Raw genomic sequence first — 11704 nt, forward strand, 5'->3', positions numbered from 1 at the left:
GCCAGAAAGTATCAGCCGCCGTCACACTTTCTACTGGGAGGAATAACAGGGCAGATGTTCACGTCCAGCGTAGCGACGCCAGCCTGGTGCGCCACGTGGTGAGGCGGGAGCGCGAAAAATGAGTACTCCGCTGGCAGACTGGCGGAACTTCCGAAGTCCGTCGGGAATGAACCTTGCTGTGTTCGTTCGCGCTAATCGCTCAGGACGATGCGAAGCAGGTCGACGGTGCTCCTCGCCCCGGTCTTCTTGATTAGGTTCTCGCGGTGAAACTCGACGGTTCGGGGGGCGATGTTCAAGATGCGGGCGATCTCCTTGCTCGAGTGCCCTTTGACGATCTGGGCCAGCACCGTCCGCTCTCTTGACGTCAGCGCATCATGTCCCGGAAATGAATTCGGCAGAATGTCCGGCGCGCCGTTGGGCTTCTTCCCGCCCTGGTGTTTTGGTTGCCTGAGCTCAGGGGACTCAAGAAACTCCCAATCATTGTTTTGCCTGATAATCGTGCCCTGATGGGCGCGCGCCACCTCGAGAAGGTCCACGATCCCGCTTTTCGCCATGGAATAAGTGCACAAGACGAGCATTTTCTGGCCAGCGACGGACCGGTCCAGGTCGTGCTCATATTGGCAAAACTTCTCCCAATGGTCGGTGCCGAGCCAGAATGCGTTCCCGCTGATCCGTATTCCGTCATAGCCTTTCGTCAGTGCGTTCCCAAGCTTTTCGTTCCAGCTCCGGATAATCCGTTTCAGGTCAAATTCACCGCCGGGCAGGTACCACTCGGCAGCACACACCATTTCGATCTGGCCGGCAGATAGGCGCGCGTCGATATCGGGAATGGAACCTCGCAGCGCGTTTCTGGCTTCTTCCTCTGTGATCGGCTCGGAGATCGCCCATAGGCAAAACTCGTTGTTCTCCAACCCGGCCTGAAAGTATGCGACGTTGGCATCTAGCAAATCTTGTGCGGCTTCGTAGAAAACGCACATATGCATGCCCCAAGAAATCTCGCCGAAAACGCCTATCCCTGACTTGCGCTGTGGGCCGGTCCCATCGCCGTCATGCCATTCTGAGGAGTGCCTGGAGGTCATCGGAAAATCACCTGCAGCGCAGGCGTTGCATATCCTTAATCGCAACATAGGGTCGCACATGGACCGGAAAGCGACGAGGCGCTCGCCGCGACATGAAAACCCAAGATGGGCATCCCTTGCCTATCACTCAAATAGATTATACTGATGTCATTAAGCGATTTTATAGCTTAATTAAAGGACGCTTCCTTGGAAATTCGACAGCTGCAGCATTTCGTCGCCGTGGCGGAGGAAAAGCACTTCACCCGTGCCGCGCAGCGCGTGAACATCGTGCAGTCGGCGCTTTCAAATTCGATCCGGTTGCTCGAGGAAGAACTCGACGCCAAATTGTTTATCCGGAGCACGCGTCAAGTAAGGCTGACTGACGCTGGACGAATCTTGCTCGACAAGGCGAGGAGTGCGCTGGATTCCATCCGGGATGCGCGCGAGTCGGTTGCAGCTGTCCGCAATCTGGAACGAGGAACATTGAGCATCGGTACGGTCCAAAGTCTGCCGGCGTTTCTTGATCTGCCCTCGCTCATCGAAAAATTCCACGCCTTGCATCCCGGCGTTGAGGTCAAACTCCGCCAAGGCAGCTCTTCGGAACTCATCGAAAGAATGAGAAACGGTCGTCTCGATCTGGCGTTTTTCCCCCTCAGCGAGTCACCAGCCGATATCAAGACCGATATGATTGCCTGCGAGCCTCTCGTCCTGGCATGTGCTCCAGGGCATCCCCTCGCGGGGGCGCAAGGCGTCTCTTTTGCCGCTCTGAAAGATGAGCCCTTTGTCGATTTCGAACCGACCTGGGGGACGCGATGGCTGGTTGACCAAGGATTTCTCGGCGCCGGCATTGGCCGACACATTGCCTTCGAGGTCAGCGATCTCGAAACTCTCTTCGAGTTGGTGAGGCGAGGCATGGGCGTGGCTCTTTTACCCGAAGCGATCGCGGAAGCTCGTCTCCCCTCGCTCGGAATTGCTCAACTCGCCGGGCCGGAGATTTGCTGGGAACTCGTGGTGGCCTACCAGACAGTAGAAGGCGACGATGAGGGACCGCCAGATCATGCTGCGCGAGCCTTTTTGAATCTATTGGATATGCCATAGGGTCAGTCGAATGCCACTGCCCGAACTGACCCATAGCGCAGGCCGAAGCTACCCCCGCTTCTCCTCCACGCAATCCCAGAACAGGGCAGCTATATCGGCGCCGCCGAAACGCTGCACCTCGCGCACGCCGGTCGGCGAGGTCACGTTGATCTCGGTCATGTAGTCGCCGATCACGTCGATACCGACCAGGATGAAGCCGCGTTCCCTGAGCGCCGGTCCGATGCGGGCGCAGATCTCGCGCTCGCGTTCCGTCAGCTCGGTTTTTTCGGCGCGGCCGCCGACATGCATGTTGGAGCGGGAATCGTGATCGGCCGGCACGCGGTTGATGGCGCCCACCGGCTCGCCGTCGATCAGGATGATGCGCTTGTCGCCCTTGCGCACGTCCTTGAGATAGCGCTGCACGATATAGGGCTCGCGGAACAGCTGGCCGAACATCTCGAGCAGCGAGGCGAGATTGCGGTCGGCTTCAAGCAGATGGAAGATGCCGGCGCCGCCATTGCCGTAGAGCGGCTTGACGATGATGTCGCCGTACTCCTTGCGGAAGGCGGCCACCTCCTGAGGGTCCTTGGTGATCAGCGTCTCCGGCATCAGGTCCGGGAATTCGGTGACGAAGATCTTTTCCGGGCTGTTGCGCACCCAGGCCGGGTCGTTGATCACCAGCGTCTTCGGATGGATGCGCTCCAGTATATGCGTGGTGGTGATGTAGTTCATGTCGAAGGGCGGGTCCTGCCTCAGCAGCACCACGTCCATCTCGGAGAGGTCGGTGCGCACCTTCTCGCCGAGCGCGTAGTGGTTGCCCTTCTCGTCGCGCACCTGCATCTCCTCGATGCGCGCGAACACCTTGCCGCCCAGCATCGACAGCCGGTCCGGCGTGTAGTGGAAAAGCTTGTGGCCGCGCCGCTGCGCCTCCAGCGACAGCGCGAAGCTGGTGTCGCCGGCGATCGACACGGTCGAGACATGGTCCATCTGGACGGCGATCTTCAGCGGCATTTGCGGTCTCCGGGGAACTCAGACGCCCGATATAGGGAAATCGGCGGCGCCTGCCAATCGTGCTCGCTTGGTGCAGACGCTCAGAGACCCGTTTCGAACTTCGCTCTGGCGAGTCATATGGTGGTGGTTTCGAGAACCGGAGCGGAGCGGACGTTTGGGTCCGTGAGCACCGGAAGCGCAGAAACCGCCATCAGATGGCCGCCAGAGTAGAATTTCCAAACGGTCTCAGCGGTCGAAGACCAGCCTGGAATAGCCCATAAACGACAGCGCCATCGCGACGATCGAGGCAAAGGCCAGAGCCGCGAGCGGCGGCAGCGTCGGCAGGGCGAACAGGATGGCGCAATAAACCAGATAGTTGACGATGCCGGTGGCGATGCCGACGCCGCCATAGCGCGCGCCTTCCTGCGCCAAGCCTCGGCTCGACGGCGAGAAGGTCAAATGGCGGTTGATCTGCCAGGTGACGCAGAGCGCGAAGCCGATCGACAGCACGCGCGCCGCTATCGGGCCGAGCGGCGTGGTGGCAAGCAGCAGCCAGAGCGCCGCCGCGTCGGCGACGAAACCGATGCCGCCGGTAAGGATGAAGCGGACGAGGCGGCCCACTATGCCGCCCGCGAGGCCTTGCCCGGCTCGCTTTTAGATGAGGCCTGCCCGGATATCCCGCGCTCGGCCCGGCCGGAGGAAATCGACAGGTAGAAGATGCGCTTCTGCTCGGCCCGGCCGCGCGACACCGAATCGAGGATCAGCCCGGTCATCATCGAAAGCATGGCCAGAAGCAGCATGCCGATCGACAGCACCCAGGTCGGCATGCGCGGCACCAGTCCTGTCTCGGCGAATTCGACCAGCACGGGTATCATCAGGCCGATGCTCGCCGCCAGGAAGAACAGCGCGAACGTGCCGAAGAAGCGCAGCGGCTGCGTCTCCTTCACCAGCATGGCGAACATCCACAGGATCCTGGCGCCGTCGCGGAAAGTCGACAGTTTCGACGACGAGCCCTCCGGGCGGCGGCCGTAATCGAGCGCCATCTCGCTCACCGGCAGCTTGAGCTGCGAGGCATGCACCGACATCTCGGTCTCGATCTCGAAGCCGCCGGACACGGCGGGGAAACTCTTGACGAAACGGCGCGAAAACACCCGGTAGCCGGAGAAGATGTCGGTGAAGTCGGTCCCGAACAGGCCCTTGTAAAGGCGGTTGAAGACGCGGTTGCCGAAGGCGTGGCCGTTGCGGCCGGCATCGTCGGTGACGCCGCGCCTGGTGCCCACCACCATGTCGGAGCGCTCCGTCTGCAGCACATTGATTAGCTGCGGCGCATCTTCCGGCGCGTAGGTGCCGTCGCCGTCGGCCATCACATAGATGTCCGCGTCGATGTCGGCGAACATGCGCCGCACCACATTGCCCTTGCCCTGGCGCGGTTCGCGCACGACGGTGGCGCCGGCGGCGCGAGCTTTCAGCGCCGTGAGGTCCTTGGAATTGTTGTCATAGACATAGATCGCGGCCGAAGGCAGCGTCTCGCGGAAGCGCCGCACGACCTCGCCGATCGTCAGCTCCTCGTTGTAGCAAGGCAGGAGCACGGCAATAACCGGCTCGTGGCGGACTGCATGCGGCATGTCTGTCTCCGGACGCTCGACCAGCCTCCAGCCGTCCCTGTGCCGGCCCCTCGAGCCGTTTTACTATTTATTGAAGCCGTTAAGGCTAGGTTTAAAACCGATCCTCTCCCTGCAAAGGCCACCGCAATGGGCACAGCCGAAACCGGCGCCGCCACCTGGAAGTCCGATCTGGTGCTGGCGCTGCTTGCCGCCCTGCTCGCCTTCGCCGTCGATGCGTGGGCCGGCTTTGGCCAACTGACCGATGCCGGCGGCGACAACGACAATCTGCTGCGCCTCGTCGAGGTCCGCGACCTGCTGGCCGGTCAGGGCTGGTTCGACCTGCACCAGTACCGGATGGGGCTGGAAGGCGGCTTCGTCATGCACTGGTCGAGGCTGGTCGATGCGCCGATCGCCGCCATCGCGCTCGCCGCCTCGGCGCTCACCGGCAGCAGGCCGCTTGGCGAGGACGTGGCGCAGGTGCTGTGGCCGGCGCTGCTGCTCTGGTCGACCTTGTTCTTCACCGCCCGCGCCGCGCGCAGCTTCGGCGGCGACGGCGCGGTGCTGCCCGCCATCCTGATTGGCGCGGCCGGCTACTATTTCATCGGCATCTACGATCCCGGCGCGCTCGATCATCACAACGTCCAGCTGATGCTCACCATGGCGAGCCTCGCTTTGCTGCTCGAGGCGCCTTCCCGGCGCTGGGCCGCGCTGTTGTCCGGCCTCTGCGCCGCGCTGACGCTCGCCGTCGGCATGGAAACCGTGCCCTACGTCGCCACCATCGGCCTTTGCGTGTCGTTGTTGTTCGTCGCCGATCCGGACGGCGAGCGGGCGATCGCCCGGGATTTCGGCCTCGGCTTCGCCGGCGTCGCGGCGCTTGTCTTCCTGGTCACCATCCGTCCGTCTGATTGGGGCGCGGCGCAGTGCGATGCCTTCTCGGTCGCGCAGTTCGCCGTCGCGGCCATTGCCGGCATCGGCCTGGCGGCAATCGCCTCCGCCGAACCCGCCGCAGGCAGCTGGCGGCGCAGGTTGGCGTCGCTTGCCGCGCTGGGCGTCGTGCTCGGCGTGGTCGTGGCGGTGCTGTTTCCGCAATGCCTCTCGGCGCCCTACGCCTCGCTCGACCCGCGCCTCAAGGAATTGTGGCTCGACCATATCGACGAGGCCCAGTCGCTGTTCACGCTGCTTGTCCGCGATCCGGCGCGTGTCGCGGCACGTTATGCCACGCCGCTGGTCGCGATCGTCCTGATGGCGCTGCGTCTGCGCCGCGGCGGCTGGCGGCGGCAGGACAGCCTCGTCGCGGCACTGCTCGCCGTCGCTTTCGTGGTCGGCGCCTGGCAGGTGCGCGGCACCACCTTCTCGATCGCCTTCGCGGTCGTCCCGCTGTCGGCGTGGATCGCCAAATGGCGGGCGCGGGCCGAAACCAGTTCCTCGCTTGGCGTGGCGCTGCGCCTTGCGGCTGTCTGGCTGGTCTCGATCAATCCGGTATGGACAGGCGTCGCCGCGGCCGCCTCGGTCGCGTTCGAAAAAGGCAAGGCCGTCGCTGACGGCACCACGACGGATCAGACCTGCGAGAAGAAGGCCACCTTCGCGCCGCTTGGCGCCATGGCCGATACCACCGTGCTCACGATTTCCAATCTTGGAGCGCCGGTCCTCGTCTATAGCGACCATCGCGTCTTCGCCGGTCCCTATCACCGCAATGTCGCCGGCAATCTCCTGGCGCTGGACGCCTTTCTCGGCTCGGCCGACAACGCGCGAGCAATCGTCGAGGCGCATCGCGTCGGCCTCGTCGCCGTCTGCCCCGGCAATGTCGAGACCCTGATCCTGACCCGGAAAGCCCCGCAGGGCTTCCTTGCCGGCCTGCTGCGCGGCTCCGTGCCGGACTGGCTCGAGCCGGTCAGCGGGAAAGGCAGCCCGATCGAGCTCTACCGCGTAAAGCAAGCCGGCTAAAGCAATGTCCCGAAAGGTGCGAAGCGCTCATCCGTTCGCCTCAAACGGGAGCATCCCGGAAAAGATCGTTCGATATTTCTATTAGAGATTACGCATGAACGACTATTGGGCTAGATTACCGTTTTTTGCCCGAAGCTGAACAACCGCCAGCGAGGCAAGCAACTTTTGCATAACGGAAAATCGATTTTCCGATACTTTTCCTAAACGCTTTGCTGCCAGTGTGGCCGAAAATACCGACATCAGAACAGAGGCATGATGCAAACGACGTTTGGCACCAGTCAGCCAGGCAAGGAAAATACGGATCTGGCCTTCACGGATTCGTTGACCGGGCTCGGCAACCATCGTCGCTTCTTCGACAAGGTCGATCGCCTGATCAGCGACCGCGCCGACGATCCCGCGCCGTTCACCGTCGGCATCCTCGACCTCGACGGCTTCAAGCCGATCAACGACCTGTTCGGCCACAAGGCCGGCGACGACATCCTGATCCAGGTGGCGATGCGGCTGCGCGCCTCGATGGATGGCTACTCCACCGTCTGCCGCATCGGCGCCGACGAGTTCGCCTACCTCTACCCGATGGTGTTCTCGGAGGAGCAGGCGGCCGAGAAGTCGCGCATGCTGATCGAGATTCTGTCGGCGCCCTATGATGTCGGCGAACGCACCGCCAGGCTTTCGGCCTCGGTCGGCTGCTCGCTTTTCTATTCCGGCGACGAGACCACCGAGATCCTCATCAACAAGGCCGAGACCGCCCTCTATCACGCCAAGCGCTCGGGCCGCGGCCGCGTCGTCGTCTACACCCGCGAGATGGAAGAGGCGGCCAAGCGCGTCACCCGCATCGAGCAGGCGCTGCGCCGCGCCGTCTCGGCCGGCGAGGTCGAACCGCATTTCCAGCCGATCGTCGACTTGAACAGCCGCCGCACCATCGGCTTCGAGACGCTGGCGCGCTGGACCGACCGCGACCTCGGCGTCGTGCCGCCATCCGTCTTCATCCCGATCGCCGAGGAACGCGGCATCATCGGCCCGCTGTCGCAGCTGGTGCTGCGCAAGGCGACCGAGGCGGCGCGCAGCTGGCCGAAGGAATTGTTCCTGTCCTTCAACCTGTCGCCGTCGCAGCTCGTCGACCAGAACACCGGCCTGCATATCCTGGCCATTCTCGACCGCACCGGCTTCGATCCGCGCCGGCTGGAGATCGAGATCACCGAGACCGGCCTGATGAACGATCCGGCCTCGGCCGAGAAGATCGTCGAGGATCTGCGCCGTGTCGGCATCCGTGTCTCGCTCGACGATTTCGGCACCGGCCAGTCGTCGCTCGGCCGCCTGCGCGAGTTCCATTTCGACAAGCTCAAGATCGATCGCGCCTTCGTCTCCTCCATCCTCGACGACCGCCCGTCCGAGCACATCATCCGCGCCATTCTTGCCATGTGCGAGGGGCTCGGCATGGATGTCGTCGCCGAAGGCATCGAGGACGAGGCGCAGGCCGACCGCCTCGTCCAGTTCGGCTGCGCCGGCGGGCAGGGCTATCTGTTCGGCAAGCCGGCCGACGCCGACGCCACGCTCGGCTATCTGCGCGATTCCTATCGCGGCGCGCTGCACGCCAAGGCGATCTGACCCCGGCTTTCCGGCCGTTCGCAAGACCGGTGGCTGCCGCTCCGGCACAGCGCCGATCATTTGTCTGACATTTGGCCGGAAATCGGACGGTCTCCCCTTGCCCCCGCGCTTTGTCTGGCTAGGATGCGCGCCGGCCAAAGGGAGAAGAGACCATGATGCCATCGGCGCGTTTCGCCGACCTCGACGGCGCCTCGGTGCTGATCACCGGCGGCGGCTCCGGCATCGGTGCCGCGTTGACGGAAGGCTTCATGCGGCAGAACGCGAAAGTCGCCTTCATCGATATCGCCGACAAGCCAAGCACTGCCCTTGCCGACCGGCTGGAGAAGGAGATCGGCCGCCGCCCGCTCTATCTCAAGGCAGACCTGCGCGACATCGAGGCGCTGCGCGCCGCCGCGGCCAGGGCGGCTGAAGCGCATGGCGATGTGACGACGCTCGTCAACAACGCCGCGCTCGATGACCGCCATGCGGTCGAGGACGTCACCGTCGAGTTCTGGGACAACAACCTCGCCGTCAATCTGCGGCCGCATTTCTTCACCGCGCAGGCGGTGGCGCCCGGCATGAAGCGCGCCGGCGGCGGCTCGATCATCAACTTCACCTCCACCTCCTATCTGATCAACCACCCCGACATGCCGGCCTACACCGCGGCCAAGGCAGGCATACTCGGCCTGACCAAGGGCCTTGCCGGCAAGCTCGGCGCCGACCGCATCCGCGTCAACGCGGTCGCGCCCGGCTGGGTCATCACCGACCGGCAGCGCGAGCTTTGGGTCACCGATGAGGGGCTTGCCGCCCATGTCGCCAAGCAATGCATCAGGCAAGTGATGCAGCCCGACGACATGGTGGGCACGGTGCTGTTCCTGGCGTCGGATGCTTCGCGCATGCTGACCGCGCAGATGTTGATCGTCGACGGAGGCTTCCTGTGAGCCCGGCACCCGCGGTCGCCGCGCTCGACTGGGGCACGACCAGGCTCAGGGCCTGGCTGCTCGACGGTTCGGGCAAGGTTCTTGGCGAACGGCGCGGCGACGACGGTCTGATCACCGCCCGCGAAAAAGGGTTTGCCAACGTGCTGGAAGGCCATCTTGGCGCCATGGGCGCGCCGGACACGCTGCCCGTCATCATCTGTGGCATGGCCGGTTCCCGGCAAGGCTGGATCGAGGCGCCCTACGTCACCGTACCGGCGCCGATCGGCGCCATCCTGCGCGGCGCCGCCCGCATCGAGGACTCGAGCCGCGACATCCGCATCGTGCCAGGCCTCGCGCAGCGCCTGGCCGAAGCGCCGGATGTCATGCGCGGCGAGGAAACCCAGCTTGCCGGCGCCGGTTTGCCGGCAAAGGGACACCATCTCGTCTGCATGCCCGGCACGCATTCCAAATGGGTCGCGGTCGACGCTGGCGCCGTCGAAGGTTTTGGCACCTGGCCGACCGGGGAATTGTTTTCGGTGCTCGCCACGCACTCGATCTTGAAACATTCGCTGGGCGAGCATCCCGCTCCGGTCGCCGCGGACAGCCCATTCTTTCGTCAGTGGTGCGAGCGGGCCCTGGGCGAGGGTGGTGATGTCACCTCGAAACTGTTTGCCATCCGCGCAGCCGGCCTCTTGCAGGATCTGCAGCCCGCCGACGCGGCGGCATGCCTGTCCGGACTTCTGATCGGCGGCGAGATCGCCTCGGCAAGGCACCGCTATGGCGCGAGCGACGCACCAGTGGCGCTGGTCGCCTCGGGCGCGCTGGCCACGCTTTATGGCGCGGCGCTCGGCCTTGCCGGCCTTGCTTTTCGCTCTGTCGACGCCGATGAAGCGGTGCGCGCTGGTCTCGTCGAGGCCGCGCGCGAGAACGGCATGATTGGAGGCGCTTGATGAGCCAGACCGCACCCTTCCCGAAGCTGAAACGCGGCCTTGTCGCCATCCTGCGCGGCCTCAAGCCGGCCGAAGCGGTGGCGATCGGCCGAGCGGTCCACGACGCCGGCATCGAGGCGATCGAAGTGCCGCTCAATTCGCCGGAGCCGTTCGTCTCCATCGCCGATCTGGTCAAGGCGCTTCCGCAGACCGCGCTGATCGGCGCCGGCACGGTGCTGACGGCGACGGACGTCGATGCTTTGCACAAGGCAGGCGGACGCCTGCTGGTCAGCCCCAACATCGATGCCGAGGTCATGGGCCGCGCCATGCATCATGGCATGGTGACGATGCCAGGCGTGTTCACGCCCACCGAGGCTTTCCAGGCGATCCGGCTCGGCGCCTCGGCGCTGAAATTCTTCCCCGCCAGCGTGCTTGGATCGAGCGGCATTGCGGCGATCCGCGCCGTGCTGCCGGCAACGACGCTGGTCGGCGCCGTCGGCGGCGTTTCCGACAAGGATTTTGCCGGCTACAAGGCGGTCGGCGTCAGCGTCTTCGGCCTGGGCTCGAGCCTCTACAAGCCGGGCGCGACGGTCGAGGATGTGGCGCAGCGCGCCCGCGCCGCGGTCGCCGCCTGGGATGAAGCTTTCGGAGTGGCGTGATGGACGGCGTTTCGGTTTTTTCCGACCATATCTGCGAGCTCGGCGAAGGCCCGAGCTACGATCCCGCCACCGACACGCTGTTCTGGTTCGACATCGTCAACGGCGAGCTTCTGGAAAAGCCGCTTGCCGGCGCGCTGAAGGTGCATGATCTCGGCGTCATGGCCAGCGCCATCGCCGTCATCGACGACGACCGCCAGCTCATCGCCACCGAGGTCGGCCTGCAGGTCCGGGACGTCAAGACCGGCAGGCTGACGCTGCACACGCCGATCGAGGCCGACAACCCGCTGACGCGCTCCAACGATTCCCGCGTTCATCCCTGCGGCGCCTTCTGGACCGGCACGATGGGCAAGGACGAGGAGAAGGGCGCCGGCTCGATCTACTGGTTCTTCAAGGGCGAGCTGCGCCGGCTGTTTTCGGGCATCACAGTCTCGAATTCCATCTGCTTCTCAGAGGACGGCAAAATCGCCTACTACACCGACACCGCGACCGGGCTTCTGATGCGCGTCGCCTGCGATCCGGCGACCGGCCTGCCCGCCGGTGAAGTGAAAGTGTTCGTCGATCATCGCTCCTCGAAAGGCTATGTCGACGGTTCGGTCGTCGACCGCGACGGCGTGCTGTGGAACGCCATCTGGGGCGGCAGGGCGGTGAAGGCCTATGCCCCCGACGGCACGCTGCTGCGCGAGATCGCCATGCCGGTGACGCAGGCGTCCTGCCCCGCCTTTGTCGGCCAGAAAGCCGACCGGTTGGCGGTGACCTCGGCCTGGAAAGGCAAGGACGAGAAGCAGCGCGCGCTCGATCCGCAGGCCGGCATGACCTTCCTGCTCGACATTCCGGTCAAAGGCCGCTTCGAGCCTCGCGTGCTGATCGCCTGAGCAGAACGGCGCGCAGCTGTCGCGCAACCGTCCGGCCCGGTCGGTTTCCCGCAAGCCAATCATGGAC

Annotated in this window: 11 protein-coding genes; 7 read left to right on the forward strand and 4 right to left on the reverse strand. The window is 64.4% G+C overall.

Annotated elements, in window-relative coordinates; genetic code table 11:
* Nucleotides 1-191 precede the first annotated feature (191 nt).
* The gene (locus tag FJ418_RS08770; RefSeq protein ID WP_181166876.1) at nt 192-1079 is read right to left on the reverse strand and encodes an MEDS domain-containing protein; all 888 of its coding nucleotides are present in this window, start codon (nt 1077-1079) and stop codon (nt 192-194) included.
* Nucleotides 1080-1265: 186 nt separating this feature from the next.
* Here FJ418_RS08770 and FJ418_RS08775 point away from each other — a divergent pair, with 186 nt between their 5' ends.
* Nucleotides 1266-2156, forward strand: a complete 891-nt coding sequence (locus FJ418_RS08775) for a LysR substrate-binding domain-containing protein (RefSeq protein ID WP_140783111.1) — start codon at nt 1266-1268, stop codon at nt 2154-2156.
* Between the two features lie 48 nt (nt 2157-2204).
* Here FJ418_RS08775 and gshB read toward each other — a convergent pair whose 3' ends face one another.
* The 3 genes from gshB to FJ418_RS08790 all read right to left on the reverse strand — a co-directional run bounded on the left by gshB (nt 2205) and on the right by FJ418_RS08790 (nt 4750).
* Nucleotides 2205-3146, reverse strand: a complete 942-nt coding sequence (gene gshB / locus FJ418_RS08780; RefSeq protein ID WP_140864892.1) for a glutathione synthase — start codon at nt 3144-3146, stop codon at nt 2205-2207.
* Nucleotides 3147-3371: 225 nt separating this feature from the next.
* Nucleotides 3372-3746 (reverse strand): GtrA family protein, encoded by a 375-nt coding sequence (locus FJ418_RS08785; protein WP_140864894.1) that lies wholly within the window; start codon nt 3744-3746, stop codon nt 3372-3374.
* The gene (locus FJ418_RS08790) at nt 3746-4750 is read right to left on the reverse strand and encodes a glycosyltransferase (RefSeq protein WP_140859646.1); all 1005 of its coding nucleotides are present in this window, start codon (nt 4748-4750) and stop codon (nt 3746-3748) included. Before FJ418_RS08790 ends, FJ418_RS08785 begins: the two co-directional genes overlap by 1 nt.
* 126 nt (nt 4751-4876) lie before the next feature.
* On the opposite strand from FJ418_RS08790, the gene FJ418_RS08795 reads away from it, so the two are divergent.
* From FJ418_RS08795 to FJ418_RS08820, 6 genes are all read left to right on the forward strand, one after another.
* Complete coding sequence (locus tag FJ418_RS08795; protein WP_140864896.1) at nt 4877-6673, forward strand: GtrA family protein; 1797 nt, start codon at nt 4877-4879, stop codon at nt 6671-6673.
* Between the two features lie 255 nt (nt 6674-6928).
* Complete coding sequence (locus tag FJ418_RS08800) at nt 6929-8278, forward strand: EAL domain-containing protein (protein ID WP_140654624.1); 1350 nt, start codon at nt 6929-6931, stop codon at nt 8276-8278.
* A gap of 152 nt (nt 8279-8430) precedes the next feature.
* Entirely contained in the window at nt 8431-9198 is a 768-nt protein-coding gene (locus FJ418_RS08805) for an SDR family oxidoreductase (RefSeq protein ID WP_140864898.1), read from the forward strand.
* Nucleotides 9195-10127: a 2-dehydro-3-deoxygalactonokinase gene (locus FJ418_RS08810; RefSeq protein WP_246682980.1), complete on the forward strand. Its 933-nt coding sequence runs from the start codon at nt 9195-9197 to the stop codon at nt 10125-10127. Before FJ418_RS08805 ends, FJ418_RS08810 begins: the two co-directional genes overlap by 4 nt.
* On the forward strand, nt 10127-10765 hold the full coding sequence (locus tag FJ418_RS08815; RefSeq protein WP_140642001.1) for a 2-dehydro-3-deoxy-6-phosphogalactonate aldolase: 639 nt from the start codon (nt 10127-10129) through the stop codon (nt 10763-10765). The genes FJ418_RS08810 and FJ418_RS08815 overlap by 1 nt, the downstream gene beginning before the upstream one ends.
* Complete coding sequence (locus FJ418_RS08820; protein ID WP_140864901.1) at nt 10765-11637, forward strand: SMP-30/gluconolactonase/LRE family protein; 873 nt, start codon at nt 10765-10767, stop codon at nt 11635-11637. Before FJ418_RS08815 ends, FJ418_RS08820 begins: the two co-directional genes overlap by 1 nt.
* Nucleotides 11638-11704 lie beyond the last annotated feature (67 nt).

It is taken from the genome of Mesorhizobium sp. B2-8-3, assembly GCF_006440815.1.
Classification (GTDB): domain Bacteria; phylum Pseudomonadota; class Alphaproteobacteria; order Rhizobiales; family Rhizobiaceae; genus Mesorhizobium.